Source organism: Arthrobacter sp. 18067, assembly GCF_902706295.1.
Lineage (GTDB): Bacteria > Actinomycetota > Actinomycetes > Actinomycetales > Micrococcaceae > Arthrobacter.
Genome location: NZ_CACSJJ010000003.1, coordinates 21,058 through 46,735 on the forward strand (window position 1 = coordinate 21,058; position 25,678 = coordinate 46,735).

At 63.3% G+C, this 25,678-nt stretch carries 26 protein-coding genes; 11 read left to right on the plus strand and 15 right to left on the minus strand.

Annotated features, from left to right (window positions below; translation table 11 throughout):
- The first annotated feature begins 36 nt into the window (after nucleotides 1-36).
- The gene (locus tag GVL04_RS04165; RefSeq protein WP_159700023.1) at nucleotides 37-507 is read left to right on the plus strand and encodes a phage tail protein; all 471 of its coding nucleotides are present in this window, start codon (nucleotides 37-39) and stop codon (nucleotides 505-507) included.
- 66 nt (nucleotides 508-573) lie between these two features.
- Here the strand turns inward: GVL04_RS04165 and GVL04_RS04170 are convergent, their stop codons facing one another.
- From GVL04_RS04170 to GVL04_RS04180, 3 genes are read right to left on the minus strand one after another with little or no spacing between them, the layout of a single operon-like run.
- On the minus strand, nucleotides 574-1,170 hold the full coding sequence (locus GVL04_RS04170; RefSeq protein WP_159700026.1) for a DUF3618 domain-containing protein: 597 nt from the start codon (nucleotides 1,168-1,170) through the stop codon (nucleotides 574-576).
- The gene (locus GVL04_RS04175) at nucleotides 1,167-1,598 is read right to left on the minus strand and encodes a phage holin family protein (RefSeq protein WP_159700029.1); all 432 of its coding nucleotides are present in this window, start codon (nucleotides 1,596-1,598) and stop codon (nucleotides 1,167-1,169) included. The genes GVL04_RS04170 and GVL04_RS04175 overlap by 4 nt, the downstream gene beginning before the upstream one ends.
- Complete coding sequence (locus GVL04_RS04180; RefSeq protein ID WP_200846741.1) at nucleotides 1,595-2,509, minus strand: hypothetical protein; 915 nt, start codon at nucleotides 2,507-2,509, stop codon at nucleotides 1,595-1,597. Before GVL04_RS04180 ends, GVL04_RS04175 begins: the two co-directional genes overlap by 4 nt.
- Before the next feature lie 184 nt (nucleotides 2,510-2,693).
- On the opposite strand from GVL04_RS04180, the gene GVL04_RS04185 reads away from it, so the two are divergent.
- A complete protein-coding gene (locus GVL04_RS04185; RefSeq protein WP_235036151.1) occupies nucleotides 2,694-3,776 on the plus strand; it encodes an aromatic acid exporter family protein in 1,083 nt (360 codons plus the stop codon).
- 5 nt (nucleotides 3,777-3,781) lie between these two features.
- On the opposite strand, the gene GVL04_RS04190 is transcribed toward GVL04_RS04185, so the two are convergent.
- Entirely contained in the window at nucleotides 3,782-4,576 is a 795-nt protein-coding gene (locus tag GVL04_RS04190; RefSeq protein WP_159700035.1) for a sigma-70 family RNA polymerase sigma factor, read from the minus strand.
- 136 nt (nucleotides 4,577-4,712) lie between these two features.
- Here GVL04_RS04190 and GVL04_RS04195 point away from each other — a divergent pair, with 136 nt between their 5' ends.
- Nucleotides 4,713-5,453 carry a GAF and ANTAR domain-containing protein gene (locus GVL04_RS04195; protein WP_159700038.1) on the plus strand — a complete coding sequence of 247 codons (741 nt, stop codon included), beginning with the start codon at nucleotides 4,713-4,715 and terminating at the stop codon, nucleotides 5,451-5,453.
- Nucleotides 5,454-5,469: 16 nt separating this feature from the next.
- Here GVL04_RS04195 and GVL04_RS04200 read toward each other — a convergent pair whose 3' ends face one another.
- The 4 genes from GVL04_RS04200 to helR all read right to left on the minus strand — a co-directional run bounded on the left by GVL04_RS04200 (nucleotide 5,470) and on the right by helR (nucleotide 9,992).
- Nucleotides 5,470-5,865, minus strand: coding sequence for a DUF1761 domain-containing protein (locus GVL04_RS04200; protein ID WP_159700041.1), 396 nt, complete (start codon nucleotides 5,863-5,865; stop codon nucleotides 5,470-5,472).
- A gap of 80 nt (nucleotides 5,866-5,945) precedes the next feature.
- Nucleotides 5,946-6,803 (minus strand): AraC family transcriptional regulator, encoded by an 858-nt coding sequence (locus GVL04_RS04205; RefSeq protein WP_159700044.1) that lies wholly within the window; start codon nucleotides 6,801-6,803, stop codon nucleotides 5,946-5,948.
- A gap of 50 nt (nucleotides 6,804-6,853) precedes the next feature.
- Nucleotides 6,854-7,699, minus strand: coding sequence for an HAD family hydrolase (locus GVL04_RS04210; protein ID WP_159700047.1), 846 nt, complete (start codon nucleotides 7,697-7,699; stop codon nucleotides 6,854-6,856).
- 79 nt (nucleotides 7,700-7,778) lie between these two features.
- A complete protein-coding gene (gene helR / locus GVL04_RS04215) occupies nucleotides 7,779-9,992 on the minus strand; it encodes an RNA polymerase recycling motor ATPase HelR (protein ID WP_159700050.1) in 2,214 nt (737 codons plus the stop codon).
- Between the two features lie 196 nt (nucleotides 9,993-10,188).
- On the opposite strand from helR, the gene GVL04_RS04220 reads away from it, so the two are divergent.
- Entirely contained in the window at nucleotides 10,189-10,917 is a 729-nt protein-coding gene (locus tag GVL04_RS04220; protein WP_235036152.1) for a class I SAM-dependent methyltransferase, read from the plus strand.
- Here the strand turns inward: GVL04_RS04220 and serS are convergent.
- The gene (gene serS / locus GVL04_RS04225; RefSeq protein WP_159700056.1) at nucleotides 10,914-12,194 is read right to left on the minus strand and encodes a serine--tRNA ligase; all 1,281 of its coding nucleotides are present in this window, start codon (nucleotides 12,192-12,194) and stop codon (nucleotides 10,914-10,916) included. The genes GVL04_RS04220 and serS overlap by 4 nt on opposite strands.
- Before the next feature lie 112 nt (nucleotides 12,195-12,306).
- Between serS and GVL04_RS04230 the strand changes: the two genes are divergently transcribed.
- Complete coding sequence (locus tag GVL04_RS04230) at nucleotides 12,307-13,368, plus strand: diacylglycerol kinase family protein (protein WP_159700059.1); 1,062 nt, start codon at nucleotides 12,307-12,309, stop codon at nucleotides 13,366-13,368.
- Here the strand turns inward: GVL04_RS04230 and GVL04_RS04235 are convergent.
- The 3 genes from GVL04_RS04235 to GVL04_RS04245 all read right to left on the minus strand — a co-directional run bounded on the left by GVL04_RS04235 (nucleotide 13,365) and on the right by GVL04_RS04245 (nucleotide 14,989).
- On the minus strand, nucleotides 13,365-13,595 hold the full coding sequence (locus GVL04_RS04235) for a hypothetical protein (protein ID WP_159700062.1): 231 nt from the start codon (nucleotides 13,593-13,595) through the stop codon (nucleotides 13,365-13,367). The genes GVL04_RS04230 and GVL04_RS04235 overlap by 4 nt on opposite strands.
- 104 nt (nucleotides 13,596-13,699) lie before the next feature.
- Nucleotides 13,700-14,632, minus strand: coding sequence for a prephenate dehydratase (gene pheA / locus GVL04_RS04240; RefSeq protein WP_159700065.1), 933 nt, complete (start codon nucleotides 14,630-14,632; stop codon nucleotides 13,700-13,702).
- 30 nt (nucleotides 14,633-14,662) lie between these two features.
- The gene (locus tag GVL04_RS04245) at nucleotides 14,663-14,989 is read right to left on the minus strand and encodes a rhodanese-like domain-containing protein (protein WP_159700068.1); all 327 of its coding nucleotides are present in this window, start codon (nucleotides 14,987-14,989) and stop codon (nucleotides 14,663-14,665) included.
- Nucleotides 14,990-15,131: 142 nt separating this feature from the next.
- Between GVL04_RS04245 and GVL04_RS04250 the strand changes: the two genes are divergently transcribed.
- The 3 genes from GVL04_RS04250 to GVL04_RS04260 are packed head-to-tail and all read left to right on the plus strand — an operon-like array spanning nucleotide 15,132 to nucleotide 18,858.
- Nucleotides 15,132-15,875 carry a peptidase E gene (locus GVL04_RS04250; RefSeq protein ID WP_159700071.1) on the plus strand — a complete coding sequence of 248 codons (744 nt, stop codon included), beginning with the start codon at nucleotides 15,132-15,134 and terminating at the stop codon, nucleotides 15,873-15,875.
- Complete coding sequence (locus GVL04_RS04255; RefSeq protein ID WP_159700074.1) at nucleotides 15,868-17,304, plus strand: amidase; 1,437 nt, start codon at nucleotides 15,868-15,870, stop codon at nucleotides 17,302-17,304. The genes GVL04_RS04250 and GVL04_RS04255 overlap by 8 nt, the downstream gene beginning before the upstream one ends.
- 54 nt (nucleotides 17,305-17,358) lie before the next feature.
- Nucleotides 17,359-18,858, plus strand: coding sequence for a peptide MFS transporter (locus GVL04_RS04260; protein WP_159700077.1), 1,500 nt, complete (start codon nucleotides 17,359-17,361; stop codon nucleotides 18,856-18,858).
- Between the two features lie 107 nt (nucleotides 18,859-18,965).
- On the opposite strand, the gene GVL04_RS04265 is transcribed toward GVL04_RS04260, so the two are convergent.
- The gene (locus GVL04_RS04265; protein ID WP_159700080.1) at nucleotides 18,966-19,634 is read right to left on the minus strand and encodes a DUF4190 domain-containing protein; all 669 of its coding nucleotides are present in this window, start codon (nucleotides 19,632-19,634) and stop codon (nucleotides 18,966-18,968) included.
- Nucleotides 19,635-19,852: 218 nt separating this feature from the next.
- On the opposite strand from GVL04_RS04265, the gene GVL04_RS04270 reads away from it, so the two are divergent.
- The gene (locus GVL04_RS04270; RefSeq protein ID WP_159700083.1) at nucleotides 19,853-20,608 is read left to right on the plus strand and encodes an SDR family NAD(P)-dependent oxidoreductase; all 756 of its coding nucleotides are present in this window, start codon (nucleotides 19,853-19,855) and stop codon (nucleotides 20,606-20,608) included.
- Nucleotides 20,609-20,810: 202 nt separating this feature from the next.
- Nucleotides 20,811-22,484 carry a phosphoglucomutase (alpha-D-glucose-1,6-bisphosphate-dependent) gene (gene pgm / locus GVL04_RS04275; protein ID WP_235036153.1) on the plus strand — a complete coding sequence of 558 codons (1,674 nt, stop codon included), beginning with the start codon at nucleotides 20,811-20,813 and terminating at the stop codon, nucleotides 22,482-22,484.
- A 5-nt stretch (nucleotides 22,485-22,489) separates the two neighbouring features.
- On the opposite strand, the gene GVL04_RS04280 is transcribed toward pgm, so the two are convergent.
- Together GVL04_RS04280 and GVL04_RS04285 are read right to left on the minus strand one after the other, a co-directional pair.
- Nucleotides 22,490-22,990 (minus strand): 2'-5' RNA ligase family protein, encoded by a 501-nt coding sequence (locus GVL04_RS04280; protein ID WP_159700611.1) that lies wholly within the window; start codon nucleotides 22,988-22,990, stop codon nucleotides 22,490-22,492.
- Between the two features lie 405 nt (nucleotides 22,991-23,395).
- Nucleotides 23,396-24,052, minus strand: a complete 657-nt coding sequence (locus GVL04_RS04285) for a TetR/AcrR family transcriptional regulator (RefSeq protein ID WP_200846742.1) — start codon at nucleotides 24,050-24,052, stop codon at nucleotides 23,396-23,398.
- A 105-nt stretch (nucleotides 24,053-24,157) separates the two neighbouring features.
- Here GVL04_RS04285 and GVL04_RS04290 point away from each other — a divergent pair, with 105 nt between their 5' ends.
- Nucleotides 24,158-25,630, plus strand: coding sequence for an MFS transporter (locus tag GVL04_RS04290; RefSeq protein WP_159700089.1), 1,473 nt, complete (start codon nucleotides 24,158-24,160; stop codon nucleotides 25,628-25,630).
- Nucleotides 25,631-25,678: the final 48 nt, after the last annotated feature.

A 25,678-nucleotide genomic window follows, 5' to 3' on the forward strand; every position in this document is an offset into this window, starting at 1 on the left:
ATTTCCGCGCCTGACCGCACCCCACCAGGAGGGCTTATGCCGTACACCGTTGACTTCGAAACCGTCTCGACCGTCGGATTGGAATCGTCCCCCGTGGCCGAGGCTGCCGCAGGACTGCGCGCCAACGAAGCCCGCTATTTCCGGAACAAGTACAAGCACGTCTTCACGGTGAGCCCGGCAGAAGAAGTCCCCGCGGTGGTGGAGCGAGTGAGCCGGATCCTTCGGGAAGAACGCGACATCGTGATTGAGTCCCGTCCACTGGAAGCCACCGCCTTCCAGGTTGACGACCTGCACATGGCTTACGTGTTCTACGAATCAGGGCTGTCCATCAACGTGATGTACAGCCTCGACGACGGGAAAAGAGCTGTCGGCTTGAAGCTGGCCGACGGAATGGATGTCCCCGCTGAGCTGGAAGCTAAGTTCAAGTTTGCCCGGCAGAAATCCAAGCTGGCCGGGGTAATCCGCGGCTCCTTCTTCCTGATAAAGGGCGAGTACCCGCCCAACTGAGTCGCAGTTAACGCCGTTTTGAGGGCTCAAAAGGGCATCTGCTGCGACTCAGTTGGGTCAGCGGGACTACTGGTTGCTGACGTTGTCCTTGGCCGTCTGCGCGCGGTCCTGGACATCGGCGGCTGCTGACTGGCCCTCGTCCTTGACGTTGGCTGCCGCTTCCGTGGCGCTGTCCTTGACGTTCTGCATCGCATCCTGCGCGGGCTCGCGCAGGTGCTCGGCAACTTCCTGGGCAGCGTGGCTCAGCTCATCAGTCAGCGGCTGCGCTGCTTCCTTAACTGCTTGGGCAGCTTCCCGTTCCTTCTCTGAGGCCGGGAACAGGGAGGCCACCAGCAACCCTGCGCCAAAGGCGATGAGACCTGCGGCAACCGGGCTGCCCTGGGCCTTGCGGGTCAACACCGGGGGTGCATCGCCAAGATCCGAAACGGCGCCTGAAACATTGCCCGCGACGCCGGAAACGGCCTCACCAGCCCTGTGCGCGGCGTTACCAGCAGCATCGCTGGCGCCATCGCGGGCGCCGAAGACCGCAGTCTTGACCTTGTCCACACGGCGGTTGACGATGTGCGACGGAGTGACCTTGTCAGCCACCGCATCAACATTGGTGCTCAGCCGCCGGCGTGTTTCTTCGATGTCGGCGCGCAGGGCGTCCGGGTTCTGCGTCATCGTGACTCCTCAGTGTTCGGTTTCAAAGCCGGGGGTATTTCCTTGACCGTCTCAGCGGTCCGGGGCATGCCCTTGATGGTGTTCAGTTCCTTGCGGCCCAGCGTGGCCAGGACCGCAGCGATGATTCCCCAGATGACCGCAACAATGACGGCGGACCACCCAAGGCCAACAAGCTGGCCCAAGGCCCACCAAAGGGCGATGGACAGGAACAACACCGTGATGTGGCCGGCGTAAGCCGCTCCGCCCAGCATTCCTGCGCCCTTGCCTGCTTTGGTGGCGGACTCCTTGAGTTCCACCTTGGCCAGCTCCACTTCCTGGCGCATCAACGTTGAAACGTCCCGCGTCAGGTCGCCCAACAGCTCGCCGAGGGGAAGGGTTTCCGCCTTCACATGGGCCTCTGTGGGTGGCAGATTGGCGTGACTGCTCATCGGTGCGCTCCGTACTGGGGGTCGTCCGGATCAAGCGGTCCTGTTAGCGGGTCGCCCTGGGCTTTCATTCCACCGGCCCCGGCATCCCGGTAAGGGAGCGTGGATCCTTCGTAGCCGCCGGTCGTGCCGGCATCGTATCCGGTGGTGGCGGCCGCACCGTATCCGGCAGTGGTGACCGCCGGTCCCGGGAGGTCCACGGCCGGAGGAGTTACCGCGCCTCCGGCGCTGGGGTTGTAGGTGGTGTGAGGCGTCCGTGCGGTATCAGCTGAACCTGCGGATCCGGCATCGGATGCGTTCCCTGCCATGCCCCGCCCCAGACGTCCTGCAAGGACACCGGCACCGGCAGCGAGCAACAGGAATGTTCCCGGCTTGCGGCGGGCGAAGCCCTTGACTTCGTCCAGCAGCGAGCCGGGATCCCGGCCCTCAAGCCACTGGGCAACCGATGAAGAACGCTGGGCGGCCTGCTGGACCAAGTCCGTTGCGACGCCGCCGTCCTCCGTTGAGTTGGCCATCGTGGACAGCTCGTCAGAGATTGACCGCAAACCCTCGGCAACCCTTTGCTGCTGGGCTTGGGCTTGATCGGACAGCTCGCCTTTGGTTTGAGTGAGCAGCTGGCGGGCGTTCACCTTGACCTCGTGGGCCACGTGACCAGCCTCAGACCTGGCAGTGTCCACGACACCGCTGGCGGCGTCGCCAACGGCACCGGCAACTCCTGCGGCTTCTTGCTTGGCGGTCTCGACGGTTTCGGAATCAGCAGGACCGGTCGCTGCGCCGGTGGTGGTAATTCCCGACGTTTCAGTTTCAACGTCCGGCGAGTCCAGGTAGCTTCCGGTGAAGGGTTGGGTCCCGGTGTGGGCCCCACCCCTTGGCGTTGCGAAGCTTCCGTCCTGCGGAGATTGGCTCTCAGTCATTGTCGCTCTCTTTCCACAGTTGGCAGGCTGCGGACAGCAGCCGCGATAGTAAGTATCGTTACTATCAATGGGTGTGTACCCGCTTGCCGGGGATCTAATCACCCAGGCGAGCTAAATGATGTCCCCGCTCACGTTCAGGCCCATTCGCTCGACAGCCGGGCCCATACCTGCGAACGTTGGGGTGATGAGCCAACTGCCCAACAGGCGACGGCTGATCCCCGCGCTTCGAAAAACCGTCACCCGCCACCGCCTCCTCTTCGCGGCCAAAACAGCCGTTGCAGCCGGACTCGCCTGGTACCTCGCACCCTTCATGCCAGGGTCCGCGGCCGCCTATCCGTACTACGCCCCGCTGGGAGCCTTGGTCAGCATGCACCCCACCGTGGCGGACTCCGCCAAGCATGGGCTGCAAAGCCTGGTGGGACTGGTCCTGGGCATCGGCATGGCTTTTGCCATCACCACTGTGGCAGCACCAACGGCCCTGGCTGTTGCTTTGGTGGTGGGACTTGGCGTGCTGATCGGTGGTCTTCCCCGGCTGGGCACTGCGTCCGAATGGATTCCCATGGCAGCCCTGTTCGTGCTGGTGTTGGGAGACTCAAACGCCGAAGGCTTCTCCTTTGCGTACGTCCTCCAGATGGCACTGGGCGTTGCCGTGGGCTTCGCCGTGAACTGGCTGGTTTTCCCGCCTTTGCACCTCGACGACATCGACCCCGCAATCGCCGGCCACCAAGGCGCGTTGTCCCGCCAACTCAAGGACATGGCCAAGGCAATGCAGGAGTCGTGGCCGCCCAACCACGAGGCATGGGCCAGCCGAAGCGACGAGCTGTCCCTCACGGCCGCAGCCGTGCGGACTGCGGTGCACCAGGCTGAGCTGAGCGCCAAAGCGAACCCCAGGTCCCGCCGTCGAGCCACCCGCCTTCCGGGCGATTTGGCTGAACTACGGACGCTTGAACGGCTCACGTTCCACGTCCAGGACATCACCGACGTCCTTGCGAGCGCCATCTGGGAGGAAGGCGCCGGGACAGTCGTCCCCGATGCCGTGGTGGGCAATCTGGCCGAGTCCCTGAGTGCTGTTGCGGCCGTCATTGATCACTGGCGGGATGCGGAATCCGGCGAATTGGCCAGCCGCTTGGCAGAGGCCAAGGACGGCATCACCGCCCTCAGCGATGCCGTGGCCGAGGCCGCTGCAAATCAGTCCCCTGTCAACGCACCTGCGTCAGTGGCCATGAGCCTGCGCCGGATCCTTACGGTTGTCTTGTCCGTGGACTAACGCCGTCACCGAGGTTCGAGCGCCGGGGAGGAATCCCGGCCCTCTCCGGCACCCATCCCGTCCAGCAACCGGGCCTGGAGATCCTCGAGGATTCTCGAGAGCCTGCGTGAGACCTGCATTTGCGACATCCCGAGGGCTCCCGCGATGGTGGACTGCGTTTCCTCGCGATAGTAGCGCCGATAGAGCAGGTGCCTGTCCTCTGCGCTCAATTCCCGGATGGAATTTCGTAGTGCCAACACATCCTCAAGCCGGTCAGTTGGGCACCCAAGGGTCGAAAGAGTGCCCTGAAGGCCATCACGCCCCTCGGATGCCGGGGCGTCGAGGGAGTCGGGCCGCTTGCTGGTTCCAGCCATCAGGGCTTCACGAACCTGGCCGGGATCCAGCCGCAAGTCTGCCGCAACTTCGTCCGGCGTCGGAGTCCGCTGGAGAGTCTGCGTCAGCTCTTCGGTCCGCGCCAGCACTTGGCGCCTAACGTCCTGGATGGTCCGTGGCGGGCGTACTACCCAGCAGTGATCACGAAGGTATCTTTTGACCTCACCTGCGATAGTGGGCGCCGCGTAAGCAGGGAAACTGGCACCCTTTGACTCGTCGTAGCCGCGGGAGGCCTTAATGAGCCCCATGTACGCAACCTGCCTGACGTCGTCGAGGTCGTGCGTATGGGCGGAATACCGGGCGGCGATCGACTTCGCGAGATTAAGGTGCTCCAGAATCAGGCTGTCCTGGGAGCTATGGCGAATGTAGGCGCCGGGCACTACGGCGGAGGGCCGTGGTGGGGCGTCAAAGGACGGGATTTGTCGCATGGGGCTTCAATCCTCGGACCAGCTGGAAAGGGTGAGCCCACGGCAAGACTCCATCAAAAGGAAAGCACACTTACTATTGGCATACAACCGGGTTAGGCTCAAAAGGTAGCCACGTCCACCCGGATCGGAGATCCCTATGGAAGACCCTCAGCTCGCAGAGCCGACTACGGTGCTGTCCGATATTCAGGACCTGCTGCTCAGCACTCCGGATGTCGAAGCGTTTCTTGAAGAGCTGGCCCGCCACTCCGCCACCATGTTCAGCAGCCCTGACTCAGAGGTTTATTGCGGAATCACGCTGATGCGCCACCGCACAGCCGGCACCGTCGCGAGCAGCAGCGAACGTGCACGGCAATTGGACGAGGTCCAATACGCCTACCCGGACGGCCCTTGCCTCCATGCCTGCCGCGAAGGCACCCAGGTCCACATCCCCGACTTTGAAAAAGACAACACGTGGCCGGACTACAACGAGGCCATCACAGGCCATGGGCTCCGTACCGTGTTGGCTGTTCCTTTCCCGCTCCCGGACAACGCATCCATGGCTGGCCTCAATCTGTATTCAGACCGCCCCAATACCTTCGACCAAGCCGCCGTGCAGCGGGCCAACGATTACGTTGAACAGGCGTCCAAGGGTATGCGCCTGGCGGTCCTGATTGCCCAGCACAGCCAAACCGCCGCCAATCTGCGGGCTGCTATGGAATCACGGACCGTGATCGACGTTGCCACCGGAATCATCATCGCCCAGAACCGCTGCACCCAGGAGGAGGCCATCGAACTTATCAAAAGGGCCTCCAGCAACCGCAACGTCAAGCTGCGGGTGGTGGCTCAGGCCATCGTTGAGTCGGCCGGCGGAGGGCCGATCCAGACAGTGTTCAAGTAGGTGATGCTGCGGGGCTTTAGCCCTGCATCGCGCCGATGATGGCGCCCATCGCCGTGAAAGTGACCACGTTGTAGCTGCCATTGATGGCAAACAGCGTCAAGCTGCGGCGCTCGAACAGGTAGTTCACACCCAGGGCTGTTGCCACCCACCCCAGCCCGGCGGCAAGACCGGCGAAGGTCCCGAACGCGAAACCCGTGCGTCCTATGAACGCTGCCAGGAAAATGGCCATCACCACTGCAAGAAGGAACGAAACCACAAAGACCCTGGCCGTTCCCGACTTCAGCTGCTCATCCGTCACCCCGGCCGCCTTCTGCCAGGGTTTGGCGAACAGCAGTGAATACCAGAGCCCGCCCACTACGAACGTCGCCAACGCGGCCAACAGCACCGCCAGCCAATTGATCTGGATGTCCATGGGTGTCCTCTCAGTACCTGGCAGTTCCTGACTGGACAGTACGCCCGGATACGGCCGTGGTCTTGTAAAAACCCCGCAGGTTATCCGGCCACTTCCTCCAGGGGAACGAAGGTGGCGTACTCCGCACCATAACTCTGCACAACCTGCAGGTACTCGGACGGCGTGAAACCACTGAAGCGGCGGAACGACCTGATCAAATGCGGCTGGTCGTAGAAATCGGCCAAGTGCAGGAGTTCACTGCCCGGTACCGCGCCTGTGGGCAGCGCGGCCGCCTGGCTTACCAACCTGTTGAACCGGCACACGTCCGAGTAAGCCTTGGCCGTGGTCCCGCAGTCCCGCATCATGATTCGCTCCACAGTGGAGGTGCTGATGCCCAGTCCTGCCGCCAGCACGCTGATTTCGACGTCCTGCTTGGCAAGAGTTTCCACGACTTGCACCGTCCTGGGATCTGCCCGGTAACCCGGGCGGAGCCGCTCCTGCAGGAAGGCTCCCAGGGCGGCGAATGCCTGCCTTGGGTCGGCGCTGATGAGTTGCGAGCGGAGTTCCGAAAAGCCGGGGAAGATGCTTTCGGCGTCCACCACCCGGTTCTGGAAGTCCGACGGCGGCTGGCTGGTGAACGCTGCGAGGCCGTAGGGAGTAAGGCGGGCACCCACGTTGAAGATCTGGTCAGGGTTCTCACTGATGACGTAGCTGCGTTGCAGACCCGCGTAGAAGCCGGTGGAGACTTCTGTTGCGTTGGATCCGGGCGGCGTGATTCCTGATGTGCCGTTTTCCGGCGGGCTGATCAGGCGATACGGACCCGACAGGTTCAGAATCAGATGTGCCGATGGCCCAGGGAGGATCTTCTCGTAACGGGCCTGCGGCTGTGCGCGGACGAACCACAGCTGGGTGACGAACGGCTGCAGCCCGGGCGGTGCCGGACACTCTTCGTAGAACACAGCCCCAGTCTAGGTAGCTCCGCGACAAATCCCGCTGAGGCCAGCGACTGTTACAGCAGGCTGCGCAAGACCTGCGCCGCGCCGTCGTCGAGCACTGACGCGGTGACCTCATCCGCAACGGCGAGTACCTCGTCCGGAGCTTGGCCCATGGCGACACCGCGGCCCGCCCACGTGAGCATCTCGATGTCATTGCGGCCATCGCCTACTGCCACCGTGTTGGCGCGTTCCGTGCCAAGCTTCCGGCGCAGGGCCTCCAGGGCGCTGGCCTTGGTGACTCCCTCAGCGGCAATGTCCAGCCATGCCGTCCAGCCCACCGAGTAGGTCACGCCGGACAGGCCGATGTGCTTGATGGCCTCATTGAATTCATCCGAGGTGTTCTCGCTGCTGAAGACGACCACGCGGACGGCGGTAGCATCCAACATGGTCTGGAAATCGACACCGATGGACTCCACACCAAAGCTGGCGTCCTGGAAGCGCTCGGTGGAGAGGAAGTTTCCGTCCTCGTCCTCCAGCGCGTACTTGGCATTGGGCAGCCGCTCGCGCAAGGCCCGCAGGGCTGGAGCGGGATCGAAAGTGGCCTTGTGGATGATCTCGTACCCGGTCTCCAATGCGGGATCCAGGCGAAGAGTCACACCGCCATTGCAGCAGACTGCGTAGCCTCGCTCAAGGCCGATCTGCTCGATGATCGGGAGCGTCGCATTGAGTGAACGGCCGGTAGCGATCATGACGTCGTGTCCGCTGGCAACCACCGCCTGGGCAGCGGAGCGAACGCCCGGTGACATGTGGCCGTCGTGGTCAACAAGCGTGCCGTCAACATCCAAGGCGATCATGAGGTTGTTGTTGTTATTTGGCTGGTCATCGATGCCAGCAACTGGAGTATCAGTCAAAATAGTCATGCTTACAGTAGAGCAGACACCTCCGACGCTGAACTAGGACCGGCGCCACAGCGGGGGATTAACTGACGGTGAACAGTCGTCATGTGGATGGTTGCCCGCCGCTCCGGAGAATGACAAGTTGCTGGGTGGCCCGGGTCATGGCGACATAGCGGTCCACGGCGCCTTCCATACCGGCACCTTCGAAGCCATCCCCGAATTCCTCAGGGTCCAGCAGGACCACGAGGTCGAACTCCAGGCCCTTGGACAACTCCGGGGTGAGCCAGCTGACGCGGTCCAATGTCGCCTTGGTTGCCATGGCGTCCCGCCGGCTGATGACACAGGCCGTGCCCTCCGGGCTTTTAGCGAGCCAGGTCTCCAGGATGGAGCTGAGCTCCTGCGTTGTTCCGTGGACCACAGGAATGCCGCTGCTGCGGACCGACGTGGGTACGTTGGCGTCCGGGAGGGCTGCCCTGATGACCGGCTCCGCTTCCGCCATGACCTCTGCGGGCGTGCGGTAGTTGATGCCCAGGCTGGCCAGCGTCACGTTGCCCAAACCCACGCGTTCCAGGCGTTCCTCCCATGACTCGCTGAAACCGTGCCTGGCCTGGGCGCGGTCGCCCACCACCGTGAAGCTTCGCGACGGGCAGCGAAGGAGCAGCATCCGCCACTCGGCGTCCGTCAGTTCCTGTGCCTCATCCACAACGATGTGCGCGAACGGTCCTGCCAGGACATCTGGATCCGGTGTGGGCAGGGCGTCAAGGTCCACCAGCTTCTCCCGCATGTCATCGCCACGCAGCATGTACATCTCCATGTTTTCGGAGTCGTCAGCGGCTATCAAGTCATCCACCACCCGATCCATGAGCTCCCGTTCAGCCGCCAGCGTTGCCTCCTGGCTTCTCCTTCGCTGCGAGGCTTCCGGGTCGCCGAGCCGTTGCCGGGCTGCGTCCAGGAGCGGCAGGTCCTCCGCCGTCCATGCCTCGGGGTATTCACGCTGAAGCGTGGCTGTTTCATCAGGCTGCAGCCATGGTGCACACAGGCGCAGGTACGCCGGCACACGCCACAGGTCGGCCACCAGCCCTTTATAATCGAGCAGCGGCCACGCCCGGTTGAAATTCGTGTGCAGCTCAGCGTTGTGCGTGAACGCCTTGCGGAGCAAGCTCTCCGGAACATCCTGTCCTGCCAGCTTGTCCATGAGGATTTCCAGCAGCGCCTCCCACACGTCATCGCGGGCTTCGTTGTGCGGGGTTCCTGGTTCTGCTGCGTCGAAGGCCTCCGCCCAGTCCTCGCTGCTGAGCCAGACCTCGGCGTAGGGGGTCTCGACCTCCATACCCTTGGCGGGCACCTCCTCGTAGAACTTCACGGCACGCTCAATCGCTTTGACCATGTCCACGGACGACTTGAGCCGTGCCACGTCGGGATTACTTTCGACGCCGGCCGTGGCGCCTTCGGGGACAAGGTCACTCAATGTGCAGGTCTGCACACCCTCCACCCCAAGGCTGGGAAGAACATCCGCGACGTAGGCGAGGTAGGGCTGGTGCGGGCCGACGAACAGGACGTCGCTCTTTCGGTGGCTGCCCCGATGGCTCAGGCGGGGGTCCGAGTAGAGCAGGTAGGCGGGCCGGTGCAAGGCGACGACAGTCTTTCCCGTACCCGGGCCGCCGTCGACCACCAAAGCACCCCGTGAGCCCGCCCGGATGATCCGGTCCTGGTCCGCTTGAATGGTCCCGAGCACATCCCGCATTCGAGCCGAGCGGCTGCTGCCAAGGCTGGCGATGAACGCAGACTGGTCATCCAGCGCAGCGTTGTTTTGCAACCCGTCGGCGGTGAACACTTCGTCCCAATAGTCGCTGATCCGGCCCCGGGTCCAGCGGTACCGGCGACGACTCGCCAGACCCATCGGGTTCGCGTGGGTTGCTCCAAAGAAGGGCTCGGCGGCAGGTGAACGCCAGTCGACCAGGAGCCTTCGCCCTTGGCTGTCATTGAGCCCCAGCCGGCCAACGTACACGGGATCCGGACTGTCCGCGCCAACCATCCGCCCCAAGCAAAGGTCCAGGCCGAAGCGGCGGAGAGCCCGCAGACGCGCCGTGATTCGGTGGATCTCCTGGTCCCGATCCAAGGCCGCCTGACCCCGGCCGCCCGGCTGCTTTCGAGTGGCATCAAGACGGTTGGACAACTCCGCGATTGATTCGGCGAGACTCGCGGCGATGGCTTCGAAGTGCTGCTCATCGCTGCCGATCAGCTTCGGCTCCGCTTTGCGGGCAAGGTGCTCCGGCAGAGCGAATGCGCTGGTTTTCAGCGGGCTGGTTTCGGGCATGGCGCGACTCCCTTTTCCGTGGGCGATGGGGTTCGTGGATCAATTGTTCGGCATGCAGGGGGCCTTGCCGCAAGCCCCCTGTGCGTTATAAATTGAATATGGAAGGGATAATTCCCTTCCTTTTTTGTGCCCATTTCCCGCAGAATTTCCCGCTGAACGCTGCCCGGAACTGTAGGGTAATCGGGTGCCCTCACGAATGACTGGATCCCAGCTGGCAGCGCTCTATGACGCCGGGAATCAATGGTCCGCGGATGACGACTTTTTCCTCGCGTTCGTCAATGAGCGGCCGTCCAGTCGCGTGCTGGATCTGGGCTGCGGCACGGGTCGAATGACCATTGCGGTTGCCGCTGATGGTCACACCGTTGTTGGCATCGACCCAAACGCCCCCTCCCTTGCGGCCGCTCGTGGGAAGCACGGTGCTGTGGACGTGACGTGGATCGACGGTACGTCAGCGGCGATCCCGCAAGAGATCAAATTCGACGTGGCCATCATGACGGCACATGTGGCTCAAGCAATAAACGACGACGGCGACTGGCACCGAACGCTTGCCGACGTCAACCGCGCGCTGGCACCCGGCGGGCGATTGGCGTTCGATACCCGCGACCCGGCCGCCAGGGCATGGGAAAGCTGGAATCCGGCGACGACGCGACGCACGCACACTCTTTCCGACGGATCCACCGTGGAAACCTGGCTCGAAAGCACTCCGGAAATCGACGGGCTGGTTACCTTGACCGAGCACCGTGTCTTTAACGGGAGCAGCGGTGAAAAAGGGATCTCGGTCCTGGCGTTCCGCACCGAAGACCAACTGCGCCACGACCTGAACCTCGCGGGCTTCGAGGTGGACCACATTCTGGGCGGCTGGGCCGGCGAGGACGTGGGCAGCGGGCAAGGCGAACTGATCGCCCTTGCCCGCAAGCCACGCTAGATAACCGGCAGAACCTCAAGCCCGCCAAGGTACTTCTGAAGCGCCTTGGGAACGTTGACGGAGCCGTCCGGGTTCTGGTGGTGCTCAAGGATGGCAACGATCCAGCGCGTGGTGGCCAGGGTGCCGTTCAGAGTCGCAACAGCACGCGTGCCCTTGGCAACGCCTTCCTCATTGATCACCCGTTCGCGGATGTTGAGGCGGCGCGCCTGGAACGTGGTGCAGTTGGACGTCGAAGTGAGCTCGCGGTACGCGTTCTGCGTGGGGACCCAGGCTTCGCAGTCGAACTTGCGGGCCGCGGACATGCCGAGGTCTCCTGCTGCGGTGTCGATTACGCGGTAGGGAAGCTCGCACTTGGCCAGCATTTCCTCTTCCCAGGCCAGCAGTCGCTCGTGTTCGGCAGCGGCCTCTTCAACGGTGGTGTAAATGAACATCTCCACCTTGTTGAACTGGTGCACGCGGATGATGCCACGGGTGTCCTTGCCGTGCGAACCGGCCTCGCGGCGGTAGCAGGAGCTCTGGCCGGCGTACCGGATGGGGCCCGCGGAGAGGTCCAGGATCTCATCTGCGTGGTAGCCGGCGAGGGCCACCTCCGAGGTTCCCACAAGGTAAAGGTCGTCTTCAGCGAGACGGTAGATCTCGGCGTCGTGCTTTACGTCAAAACCGGTGCCCTGCATGGTCTCGGGACGAACCAAAGTGGGGGTGATCATCGGGACGAAACCGGCATCGATGGCTTGCTCCATAGCCATCTGCAGCAGCGCCATTTCCAAGCGGGCACCAACGCCGCGAAGGAAATAGAAGCGCGAGCCGGAAACCTTGGCACCGCGCTCCATGTCGATCGCGCCGATCAATTCGCCGATTTCCAGGTGGTCTTTCGGTTCGAAATCGTTGAATTCCCGGGGGGTACCCACGGTCTTGACCACAACGAAGTCGTCCTCGCCGCCCTCAGGGACACCATCCACAACGAGGTTGGGGATGACGCGGAGCAGTTCCTCCTGCTTCGCTTGAGCGACAGAGGCTTCAGCAGCGGCGGCCTTGACCGAGTTGGCCAGTTCCTTGACCTCGGCCAAAAGGGCCTGCTTTTCCTCGCCCTTTGCCTGCGCCACCTTCTTGCCGAAAGCGTTCTGCTCTGCGCGGAGGGTTTCATGGCGGATCAGCGCGGCGCGGCGATCGGAGTCAGCGGAGATGATCGCGTCCACAACGGACTCGTCGGCGCCACGGGCGCGCTGGCTGGCACGGAACTTGTCCGGATTTTCGCTGAGGTCTTTTACGTCGATCACCAGACAAGAGTATCGAATCTGCCGCGGATTTCCGGCCCGTGGCGGGCGAAGGCCGGCCGTCCCGGGAGCGAGGCAAAGAGAGGAGTGCCCAGGAGGATAGTGTTGGAGCACCATGAGCGACTGGATCCTGTACGTGATTCTCGCTGGGGGCGTGGCGTTTGCCGTCTCCAGTTGGTGGGGTGTGCGCCGATTGAAAGCCCGGCACACCAGGAGCGCGGTTCGGGAGGACGCCCACAAGCCCGGCCCCGGGGACCAACGTGTTGCCGTCATCCTTAATCCCGTAAAGAACAACGCGGCCGTAGCCCGTGAGGCCATTATCGACGCCTGTGACCTCGCCGGATGGGACGCACCCAAATTCTTTGAAACCACCCCCGAGGACCCCGGTTACGGGCAGTCGCGCCAGGCGCTGGCCTACGGAGCCGACGTCATTCTGGCGTGCGGTGGCGACGGTACCGTGCGCGTAGTGGCTGAGTCGCTGGCGCACAAGAATGTGGCTATGGGCCTCATTCCTTTGGGCACCGGAAACCTGCTGGCACGAAACGTGGACCTGGACGTCACGGACCTCAGTGGCTGCATCCAGACCGCCCTGTTCGGCCATCAGCGCTTCATCGATACCGCCACCATGGGGATCGACAACGAAATTACCGGTGAGTCCGCCGAACATACCTTCCTGGTTATCGCCGGCATGGGCTTGGATGCCGAGGTTGTTGGCGACACCAAGGACAACCTCAAAAAGAGCGTCGGCTGGCTCGCGTATACCGAGGCCGGCGTCCGCCACCTGCCTGGCCGCCGCAAACGGGTCACCATCACCATGGATGACCAGCCCGAACAGGCGCGTAAAATCCGCAGCGTACTTTTTGCCAACTGTGGATTGATACCCGGCGGTATTGACTTCATCCCGCAGGCCATGATCGACGACGGCATGCTGGACATCGTGGTGATGAGCCCGCGCAGCGCCTTCGGCTGGCTGGCCATGTACACAAAGGTCCTGTTCAAGCACAACGCGAACCTGCCGATGATGAGCTTCTACCGTTCCGGGAAAGTCACTATCCGCAGTCAGGAACCGATGGCAACACAGCTCGACGGCGACCCCTCGGGCGAAGCGACAACGGTCACCGTCCAGGTGGCACCAGGGTCCTTGCTGGTGCGCGTGCCGAAAGCCAAGACCGTTTAGACGGCGCCCTTTTCGGGCTGGGCTGTGTTTCTTTCGGCCTCTTCAGCCGCGGCCTTGGCAGCAGCCCGCGCCTCGGACTGCTCCTTGATCATGGCTTGCTCTTCTTCAAAACGCAGACGATCCGCCCTATCAGCATCGTCGCCGTCCCAGTCATCTTTGTTATCGGTAGACGGCTTGGGATTGACGATCATGCCCTGGCCGTCTTTGTCATCGCTGTGGACAGTCATGACCGCTCCCTTCGTTTGGCATTCATCCATCGTTTATGGATCAGGCAAGCATACGCACAGAAGTATGACTGCGAAAGGGGAATGGTATGCCCTGTGGACAGCGACTAGGAGCCCGCCAGGAGCGAATCAACCCACGCGTGCGCCGAGGCAAAAGCAGCGTCCGAAGTATGGGGGGCCACCACGGCCGGCTGCTTGTCAGCCCGTGCGTAGGAGCCCAGGAACCGGGTTGCCGGGCTGATCCGATGGAGGCCGGCAAGGGCATCGGCCACCCGTGAATCGGTGGCGTGGCCATCGGCGTCGATGCTGAAGAAATAGTGGCCCAGGTACTGTCCGGTGGGGCGTGATTCGATGCGGCTCAGGTTCACTCCGCGGGAGGCGAACTGATCCAGGATCTCCATCAGCGCACCGGGGTGGTCCTCAGGCAGCGGGACTACCACGGTGGTTTTGTCGGCACCTGTGCGCTCCGGCAAGGGTCCGGGCCGGCTCACCAGGATGAACCGCGTAACGGCGTCCGGGTTGTCGCCAATATTCTCGGCCAGTATGTTGAGGCCGGGTTGCTCGGAAGCGATCAGCGGCGCACAAATGGCCGCTTCATAAGGAGCATCCTCCTCGAGCAGGCCCATGGCGGAGGCAGCCGTGGAGGACCCGGGAACGTAGTCCGCGTCCGGAAGGTGTTCATCCACCCAGAGGCGGCATTGCGCCCACGCGTGGCCGTGGGTCGAGATCCGCTTGATGTCGGAAAGTTCGACGCCGGGCCTCGCCACGAGCACGAAGGTAATGGGAACAAGGGCCTCACGGATAATCCGAAGCTCCTGGCCTGTGGCGATTGCGTCCAGCGTCGCAGTAACCCCGCCCTCCACCGAATTCTCGATGGGAACCATGGCAGCATCAGCGTCGCCGGTCCGGACGCGGTCCAGGGCGGAATTGACGTTGGTGCAGGGAATTCGCTTGGCGTCAGCAGCACCCGGAACCTGCATGAGGGCGGCCTCGGTGAAGGTACCCTCAGGGCCCAGGAACGTGTAGGTGAGCGCTGACATCGAATATTCCTTGCTGGTTATATGCGCGGGTTAGAGAACTACCGGCTTGAGGCCGTTGTCCGAGACCATCGGCTTCCCGGCCTCGAACCACATGTCCATGCCACCCGCCACATTCACTGCCGAGTACCCCTGACCAACCAGCCACTGAACCACACGGAAGGAACGGCCACCGGTACGGCAGATGACAAAGAGGTCGTCGTCGGGATCCAGCTCGTCCAGGCGTGCCGGCAGCTGGTCCATGGGGATGTGCCTTGCACCTTCTGCGTGCCCGGCCACCCATTCGTAGTCTTCGCGGACGTCCAGGATGCTGGCGTCGGCCGGCATATCGCCCACAGGCACGGTATCGAAGTCGCTCATAGCGGTCCCTTCCCATCGATTAGTCCAGCATCCAGCCTAGTCGCCGCGGCGTGCGGCTGAAACGTTCGCTTGCATCACGAGGTCCGGGCGCTAAGACTGGGACCCAAGCCCTCCCCGAATATTGGCCCGTTAGGAGTACCCAATGGCTGCTGGGCAACCCACCATTTTGGCGACATCCGGTGGCTACAAACCGGGCGAACGCACCAGGATCGAGTTCAACCACCTGATGCACTACGCCGTGGAACTCTCCGGGGTGAGCGGCCGCGCGCCCCGCGTAACCCATATCGGCACGGCATCCGGTGACCAGCGATGGTGGGCAGCGGAAATGGACCAGGCCGCGCGCATTGCGGGGTTCGACGTCAGCCACCTCACCCTCTTCCCCATGCCCAACCTTGAGGACCCCGAAGCCCACCTCCTGGAGCAGGATGTGGTGTGGGTCAACGGTGGTTCGGTGGTGAACCTCCTGGCCGTGTGGCGTGCGCACGGGCTGGACCGGATCCTGCGCAAGGCATGGGAGGGCGGAGTGGTGCTTGCCGGCGTCTCAGCCGGTTCCATCTGCTGGTACCAAGGCGGCGTCACCGATTCGTTCGGCCCCGAGCTCAAGCCCGTCACCAACGCGCTCGGCTTCCTTCCCTACGCCAGCGGCGTCCACTATGACTCCGAACCCCGCCGCGCACCCGCGATCCACAAGCTGGTCGCCAACGGGACGCTCGGCGAGACGCACTGCACGGACGACGGCGTGGGGCTGGTTTACCGGGGAACGGAACTTGTGGAGGTGGTGTCCGAAGTGAAGAACAAGGCCGCCTTCCGGGTCACCGCCGGCGCCGGCGAAAGTGTGGATGCCGTAGCTGTGGAGGAACGGTTGGAGTCGCGTTTCCTTGGTTGATCCTTCGTTGCACGACCTTTCACGACTGACCGCTGTTGAGCTCCGTAATGCCCTGGCTTCCGGTGACCTCTCCGCACGGGAGGCAACCGCCCACTTTCTCTCGGCGATCGAATCCCGGAACAAGCAACTGGGTGCGTTTGTCACAGTCACTGCGGATCGCGCCATGGCCGAGGCGCACAACGCTGATCAGCTTCACGCCCGACGGGTGCGCGATGGCCGTCGCGATGAGCTGCCCCTCCTGCACGGCATGCCCACGGCCTTCAAGGACCTCACCGACGTCTCCGGGGTACAGACGACCCACGGCAGCGCTGCCTTGGAGCACAAACCCGCGCCCGAGGACGGCGCCCTCGCAGCAACCCTGAAGGGTCAAGGCGTCATCTCGCTGGGCAAGACGCAGGTTCCAGAATTCGGACTGACGGCGTACAGCGAAAACCGCATCGCACCGCCGTCGCGCAACCCGCATGCCTTGGGGCGAAGCTCGGGCGGCTCGTCAGGCGGCAGCGCGGCAGCCGTGGCAGCTGGCCTGGTTCCATTCGCGCCGGGAACCGACGGAGGCGGGTCCATTCGGATTCCCGCCGGCGCCTGCGGACTGGTGGGCTTGAAGCCTGGGCGCGGCGTGGTGCCGTCAGGTGCGAGCGCCGGCGATTCTGCCAAGTTGGTGGTCGCCGGACCCCTCGCCCGGACCGCTGCGGACGCGGCACTGCTGATGGACGCGCTGGTCCCCGTGGGTGAAGCGCCCGACGGCGGTTATCTTGCCCATGTTGGCCGGGGGCCGGAGCCCCTCAAGATCGGCGTGAGCCTGGACAGCCCGTGGGCAGGTGTCTATCCGTTTGAGATCGAGCAGGAAGCCATGGACGCGTTGGCCCGTGGCACTGAACTGCTCGAGAAGGCTGGCCACAGCGTTGCTGAAGCCGAAATCCGCTTCGACAACCGCTATCCCGAAGCTTTCACCACGGCCTGGACTGCCGGCGTCGGGAGTGCCCGGATAGCACCCCAGCGCGAAGCGCTGCTGACCCCGCTGACCCGGACATTCCGGCGTCGGGCCCAACAACGCAGCGCCTTCAAGGTGAACGAGGCACTCGGTTTCCTGCGGCAATTCGAGCACGACACCATCGCGCAATACGCGGAATGGGATGTCATCCTCATGCCAACTCTCGCGCAGACACCGCGTCCGATCGGCTGGTTCACGGGCGGCGGACATAGCGGTGAGCCATGGCCAAGCGAGTGGGCCGGCGACGCCGATGAGGACTACAAAAGGCAGTGCGAATACGCGCCGTGGTCCTCCATGGTGAACGTGTGCGGACTTCCGGCGATCAGTATTCCGGTGCACGCAACTGCCACTGGCCTGCCGATGGGGATTCAGCTCATTGGCCGCATGGGATCTGAGTTGTTGCTTCTCCAGCTCGCAGCCGCCCTCGAGGCCCGGTAACAGACGCGTCTAACATATGGAAAGTGGTTGCCCAGGGCATATATCGATGTGACAATGCCCGCAGTCAGTGCCAGCATTGAGAAAATGAGCACACCTCAAACCATGGCTGAGTCCGCAAAGCCAGCGGGCGATACGTCATTCTTCGGCCACCCAAAGATGTTGGCCAGCCTCTTCTCCGTGGAAATGTGGGAGCGATTCTCCTTCTACGGCATGCAGGGAATTCTGCTCTACTACATGTACTTCACCGCTGAGCAGGGCGGTCTTTCCATTGACCAGGGCCTCGCCGCTGGTTTGGTGGGTGCATACGGTGGTGGCGTTTACCTGTCGACGATCCTCGGCGCCTGGCTCGCCGACCGTCTCTTCGGCTCCGAAAAGGTCCTGTTCGGCTCGGCCATCATGATCATGGCCGGCCACATCGCGCTGGCCCTTATTCCGGGAATCCCGGGCCTGATCGCCGGTTTGGTATTGGTAGGTATCGGCTCCGGCGGCCTTAAAGCCAACGCCACCGCCCTGGTGGGAACTCTGTACGGCGAGAAGGACGAACGCCGCGACGCAGGCTTCTCCATCTTCTACATGGGCATCAACATCGGCGGACTCATCGGCCCGCTGGTCACAGGCTGGCTGCAGACAAGCTACGGATTCCACATCGGCTTCGGTGCCGCGGCCGTGGGCATGGCGATCGGTTTGGTCATCTACTCGCTGGGCCGCAAGAGGCTCCCCGAGGAAGCGCACCGCGTACCGAACCCGCTGCCGGCGAAGGACCGCACCCGCTACGGCCTGATCTTCCTGGGCATCCTGATTGTCATTGGCGTACTGCTCGGCACGGGCTTCGTCAATGCCAACAACCTGGCCCGCAGCATGGCCTACGCCGCCATCGCCGCCTCCGTGATCTACCTGTTCCTGATCTTCCGCAGCCCCCTCGTCACAGGTGTTGAGCGTAAGCGCGTGGTTGCCTTCATCCCGCTGTACATTGCGTCGGCTGCGTTCTGGGCACTGTTCCAGCAGCAGTTCACGTTCATCGCCGTGTACTCGCAGGAGAAGCTGGACCGCAACCTGTTTGGCTGGGAAATGCCGGCCGCCTGGGTCCAGTCCATCAACCCCGTGTTCATCATCATTTTCGCCGGCGTTATGGCTGCCCTCTGGACCAAGCTCGGTTCCAAGCAGCCGAGTTCGCCGCTGAAGTTCTCGGCCGGCCTGTTCATCATGGGCCTGGCATTCCTGGCGTTCATCCCGCTGGCCGGCGACGGCAAGACCCCGCTGCTGGCGCTGGTGGGCATCCTGTTCATGTTCACCCTGGCTGAACTGTTCCTGTCCCCCATCGGCCTGTCGGTGAGCACCAAGCTTGCCCCGCAGGCCTTCCACACACAGATGGTGGCGTTGTTCTTCCTGTCGGTCTCGCTCGGTACGACCTTGGCGGGCATCCTTGCCGGTCTGTACAACCCCGAGGACGAGCTCCCGTACTTCCTGGGCATCGGCGGCGTGGCTATGGTGCTGGCTATTGGCCTTGCAGCTGCTTCACCCGCGATCAAGAAGCTGATGGGTGGCGTTCGCTAGCTCGGCTGACGCGGCGCACAGCGCCTGACACCACGCAAACAACGACGGCGACCCTTGCGTTCGGTGGGATTCCCACCTGACGCAAGGGTCGCCGTCGTGCGTGTTGCTTAGTAGTTGAACCTCGTGGACGAGGCCCCGATGGCTGCGAAGAAGATGATGCCGAAGATCACCGTCAGCGCAACGCCGATGTATCCCATCACGAGGCCGGCGATCGCCATGCCCTTGCCCGCGGGCTCCCGCTTGAGGGCGAGGTGTCCGAGGATCACGGCAGCGATCTGCGGAAGGATGAAGAACCCGAAGCCAACAAAGATGGCGATACCGCAGCACATGCTGGCGATGCTCAGGCCCTTGGGCTCGGCCTGCATGGCGTAGTACGCGGGCTGGCCATAAGGGTTGGGCTGACCGTACGGCTGCTGGCCATAGGGCTGCTGACCGAGGGTCTGCTGCTGCTGGTACGGGCTGGGCGGCTGTCCATACGGCGACGGCGGCTGCTGGCTGTAGTCGCCCGGGGTGTACGCACTCTGGCTGCTGGGCGGCTGAGGCTGGGTGTAAGCGTCTTGGCCGTACGCGCTCTGCTCGTACGGCGGGAGCGGCTGCGTTGGGTTGGCACCCTGCTCGAACGGCGGCGGCACGGGGGCGCCGGGCTCGGGCGCCCCGGGCTCAGGGGCACTCTGCGCGGCCGACTCGGGTGCGCTGAACTGTGCGGGCGGGACGTACTGCGGCGGTTCGTAGCCCGCGGGTTTGTCCTCGTTGCCCTTGGCTGGCTGATCTGACATGGAAATCCCCCTGAAATTGGTCTTTGATCCCAACACTACCGCCGTCCGGGGTGCCACATAAGGTTGCGCGCGGCTGAAGACATGGGCACAAGGACCCATCCGGAAAGATTCATGCATAAGCATGGAATTTTTCCGAGTCTGACTCGGTTTATGTGAATAGCGACTTAAGCAGCGCTCACCACAGAAATCAGCGGGATCCGTCCCGCGAAGGAGGAAACATGGGTAACTTCGAAGGCAAGACCGCGCTCGTCACCGGCGGCGGTTCAGGGCTCGGGGAAGCGATCAGCAAGGACCTCGCAAAGAACGGCGCCAACGTCGTGGTTGCTGACATCAACCTCGACGCCGCCACCCGCGTCGCCAATGAAATCACGGCCGACGGCGGGACGGCAGTTCCGTTCCAGGGCAACACAGCTGTGGCCGAGGACAGCAGGAAGGCCGTCGACTTCGCCGTGGAGACCTATGGCGCCCTCAACTACGCCGTGAACAACGCGGGCATCGGCGGGGCCAGCGCACCTGTGGGCGACGTCGACATCGAGGACTGGGACCGGGTTATCGCCATCAACTTGAGCGGCGTCCTCTACGGCATGCGCTATCAGATCCCGGCCATCCTTGCCGCCGGTGCTTCCGAAGGTGCCATTGTGAACATGGCCTCGATCCATGGAGCTGTCGCCGCCCCCGGCAACGCCGCCTACACGGCTGCCAAGCACGGCGTGGTGGGCCTGACAAAGAACGCGGCGGCCGAATATGGCGCGCAAGGGCTCCGCGTCAACGCGGTTGGACCCGGCTACATCGATACTCCCCTGCTGGCAGCTGCACCGAAGGAAGTCATCAACGGTCTTGAGGCCAAGCACTCGCTGGGCCGGCTGGGCAAGGCGGAGGAGATCGCGAACGTCACCACGTTCCTCCTCTCCGACAAAGCCAGCTTCGTGACGGGCTCGTACGTCCTGGTCGACGGCGGGTACACCGCCGTTTAGCTTTGGCACCGTTCGTAGTGAATTTCGCTCCGACCCGGTTTTCGACAACCGGGTCGGAGCGTTCTTTTCGCTAGCACCCGTTCCTGAACGTGACGTGAAGCTTTGCCCGTTCATGCCTTGCCCTGCCGCCTTCCAACGTCACAGGGGCCAGATCCCGGACATTTCCTGTCAGCAGGCCGTGTGGTCTGGCATGCTGGATCCCATGGCTAGCCGAGCGGGCACAGTTGCCCTTCCCCAGGACCTTGTTGACATCACAGCCCTGCTGGACGCGTATTTCGACGTAGCTCCGGATTTAGGCGATCCCGCGCAGCGCGTGGCGTTTGGAACGTCGGGACACCGCGGATCCAGCTTGAAAGCGTCGTTCAACGAGCCGCACATCCTTGCGATCACGCAGGCAATTGTTGAATACCGCGGACGCCAGGGCATCACCGGGCCGCTGTTCATCGGACGCGACACCCACGCCCTCAGCGAGCCTGCGCAGAACTCCGCTTTGGAGGTGCTGGCTGCCAACGGCGTGACCGTCCTGGTGGATGCACGCCACGGCTATACCCCGACACCGGCACTGAGCCACGCCATTCTCAAGTACAACCGCGAAGCCGCGCCCGGCACTCCCCAGGCCGACGGCATTGTGGTCACTCCCAGCCACAACCCGCCAGGCGACGGTGGCTTCAAGTACAACCCTCCTCACGGTGGACCGGCCGATACCGATGCCACAGGGTGGATCGCCGACCGCGCCAACCAGCTGCTCGAAAACGGGCTCCGTGGCGTCAAGCGCATCCCTTTGAACGATGCTCTCGCCGCCGACACCACGGGCAAGTTCGACTTCCTCAGCAGCTACGTGGACGACCTCCCATCCGTTCTCAACCTGGACGCGATCCGCAACGCCGGTGTCCGCATCGGCGCCGACCCCATGGGCGGGGCCTCCGTGGACTACTGGGGCGAGATCGGCGAGCGCCACCAGCTCAACCTCACGGTCGTGAACCCCACCGTTGATCCGCAGTGGGCCTTCATGACCCTCGACTGGGACGAGAAGATCCGCATGGATTGCTCGTCGCCGTCGGCAATGGCCTCGCTGATCAAGCGGATGGCCGCGGGCGCCGATGGCACCACTGCTTATGACGTCGCCACGGGCAACGACGCCGACGCCGACCGGCACGGCATCGTGACACCTCTTGTTAATGGGGTGGGTGGGCTGATGAACCCGAACCACTACCTCGCCGTCGCCATCGACTACCTGTACCGGAACCGCAGTGGCTGGAACCCGGAGTCCGTGGTGGGCAAGACCCTGGTTTCCTCCTCCATCATCGACCGCGTTGCCGGCGGCCTGGGCCGGAAGCTGGTTGAGGTTCCCGTTGGCTTCAAGTGGTTCGTGCCCGGGCTGTTGTCCGGCGAGGGCGCATTCGGCGGCGAAGAGTCTGCCGGCGCATCCTTCAACAAGCTGGACGGCAGCGTGTGGACTACGGACAAGGACGGCATCCTGCTGGCACTGCTGGCTTCGGAGATCACCGCCGTCACGGGTCAGTCTCCATCGCAGCTCTACAAGGGCCTGACCGACCAGTTCGGCGCACCCGTTTACGCCCGCATCGACGCCGCCGCCACCCGCGAGCAGAAGTCCAAGCTGGGCAAGCTCTCTGCTGCCGACGTCACCGCTACGTCCTTGGCAGGCGAAGAGATCACGGCCAAGCTCACGGAGGCTCCGGGCAACGGAGCCTCGATCGGTGGCCTGAAGGTTGTCACCGAGAACGCCTGGTTCGCAGCCCGCCCCTCCGGCACCGAGGACGTGTACAAGATCTATGCCGAGTCCTTCAAGGGCGCGGACCACTTGAAGCAGGTGCAGGAAGAGGCCAAGGCGCTGGTAGACGGAGTTATCGCGTAGGTTCCTCAGTGGCTCTGGGCGTGCTGCGTCCAGAGCTTGAGGATGCGCCGGATGGTGTGGTCGCCCTCCGGCGCCATGTCCACCAGCGCTATGTAGTCAAGAACGACGGCGTCTCCGGACTTGGGCCTCTTGCCGTCGTGGTGTGAGATATGTGGCCGATAGTGGTCAAGGATGTAGTTCGGTGTAGCGATCCTTGCTCCGACACCAACCGCCGCCTCCACGATTTCCTCGTGCAGTCCCTGCAATAGCGGATTGTGGTCGATGAGGCTCACCGGGATCGACCCCATATGCCCAAAGCCCGCCTCTTCGCCCACGGTTAATTGCGTTCCGAGGGCTCCCTTGACGGGCGCTTCGGCCAGATCCGCCAAGACACCGGCGACGTCGGCACTCACCTCAGTGCCGACGTCGAACCTTAACAGCGTGATGTGCAACGGCCAGTCGCTGCGCGGAAAAACCAGCCCCGGCGAGACGGGCTCCGTGAACGCCACCCAGATGAGGTTCCGCATAGGCATAGTTTGCCACCCCGGCTTCATCGCTCTCTCACCTCCCGGCCCCAATTCCCGGATCCTCTCCCACCTCCCGCGGCAATATCCCAAACCCTCTCTCACTTCCCTATAGGGTCGGGGCAAGCGCAATCTGAATCTGGGGGGGAAATGATGAGGCTTGAAGGTTGGCACGTCCTGGTAATTCTCGGCCTGCTTGTGGCCGTGGTCGTCGCGATCGCAGTGATCCTGATAGTTGGCCTGGTTATGCGAACTATTGCCAGCCGAAACGACGATCAAGATCCAGGCGCATTCCGCCAATAGGTTTGGCCCTCATGCTTCCGCCCGCATTCACACGCCGGAAGTGATCGAGCGTTTCCGGAAAGGCGCCGATAGGTGAGAGAGCGTCGGGAAAGCACGGATGCTCTCTCACTTACCTCGGGAGTCGAGCAGGACTCGGAGTACTTGCTCGAGGGGCTCCGTGAGTTGGTCGGCGGAGGCTGACGCGAGGGGCTGCACCTCCGTGGCCGTCCGCAGCATTACCAACCCCAGCATCAGTGCAATGGCCATTTGGGCCCGAAGGAGAAGCGGTTGCGAGGCGGGATCATCAGCACTCCAACCTGCTGCTGCGGCGAGTTGTTCCGTGAAGCGCTCCAAGGTTCTGCGCCGGATCGCGTCGGCGTTCTCGTCACCGGATGAACGCAGCAGGAGCAGGAGCTGCAGGGGGTCGTCGGCGTTGGGGGCTTCGACGACGTGCGCCAGGAGCCGGGCGATCACCTCGTCGACGCTGGCCGCGCGAGCCCGGGTTTGGGGATCCAGCTCATCCACCGTCCGGTTCATACACGCTTCGAAGAGGCCCTCTTTGGAGCCGAAATACCGGTTGATGAGGGCTACGTTGACGCCCGCATCCGCTGCGATATGGCGAACAGTGGTGGCGCGATAGCCCTCGGTTGCGAAGCGCCTGCGGGCGGCGCGAACCAGCGCCCGCCGCGTGACGTCCGCGTCCCGACCCGAACGAATCAATTCGTCGTCCGCCAACGCTGCCCCGCCGTCGAGATCTTTTGGTTCCTGTACTTCGTTGCCCACTCCCCCACTCTAGCCCGGCAAACCTGCAAGTAAACGATTGTTGACATAGGTAACTAAATTGACTTACGCTCTAAGTAATCAATCGTTTACATGCCGAGGAGAACCATGTCCAGCACCATTGAGCGCCCGACAAGCGCACCGGCACCGGGTACGGAGGCTCACCGCAAACGCGGCACGGCGATCATCGCCTATCTCTCCCTCGGCGGCCTTTCATTCGCGGTCCTGCAGTCCTTGGTCGCACCCGCCCTGGGCACCATCGGGAAGGACCTTGGCGTAGCAACAAGCGACGCAAGCTGGGTGCTGACGGCTTACCTGCTCTCCGCTTCGGTGCTGACTCCGATCCTTGGGCGCCTCGGCGACATGGTGGGCAAGCGCAAGGTCCTGATCGTCGTGCTCTCCCTTCTTCTGGTCGGCGCGGTACTCGCGGCCATTGCACCCAACCTGACGGTCCTGATCATTGGCCGCGTGCTTCAAGGCGCGGCGGGTGCAGTTATGCCGCTATCCATCGGCATCGTTCGCGATGAACTCCCGAAGGAACGCGTCAGCGTCACCATCGGCCTGCTGTCCGCGATCTTCGGCATCGGCGCCGGTGTTGGAATTGTCGCTGCTGGTCCGATTGTTGAGGCCCTGTCCTGGCACTGGCTGTTCTGGTTACCGGCCGGGCTCGTACTGATCGCCCTCCTCGGAGCTATCTTCGGAATGCCCGAATCTCCCGTCAAAACCCCCGGCAAGCTCGATCTCCTGGGCACCGGCATTCTTTCCGTCGGCCTTGTAGCCGTATTGCTCGCCATCAGCGAAGGCCAGACCTGGGGATGGGGCGACGGCAAGACCATCAGCCTGCTCATCGGCGGCGGCATCGCCCTGATTGTGTTCGTGTTCGTGGAATTGCGCGTGGCAGAACCGCTGATTGACGTGCGACTGTTCCGTAACCGTGGCGTGTGGACCGCGCACATCGTGGCACTGGCCTTTGGCTTCGCAATGTTTGGAACCTTCGTCCTGGTTCCCACAATTCTCCAGCTACCCACCGTCCTTGGCTACGGATTCGGCAAGACCGTCAGCGAAGCCGGTATCTACCTGCTGCCGACCGTCGTCGCAATGGTGATCTCCGGCGTCATTGCCGGCGCCCTCATCCGCAAGGTGGGGCCCAAGATTCCGATGATCCTCGGAGCTGTGGCCGTCACCATCGCCTTCGTGATTCCGGCATTGGGACACGGTGAAGAGTGGCAGATCGTGGTCTCGGGCATCCTCACCGGCATCGGCATAGGCATGGCACTGGCCGCGACATCCAACGCGATTGTCGAGAGTGTTCCTGCGACCCAGACCGGCGAGGCCATCAGTGCCAACACCGTGCTGCGCACCATCGGCAGCAGCATTGGTACGGCTGTCATTGCCGCGCTCATCTCCTCAAACATCACCCCGCAGGGCGCGCCTTCGGACGATGCGTTCACCATCGGCTTCTGGGTATCCGCCGGGGTTGGCGTGCTGGCGCTCCTTGCTGCGCTCGTTGTTCCGTCCCGTGTGCAACGGCGCCGGAATGCGGAAGCTGCGGGGATCGACGACTTCGACGAAGCTGCCTGACCTCGAGAACGCAAAACGCCCGCTCACATACGTGTGAGCGGGCGTTTT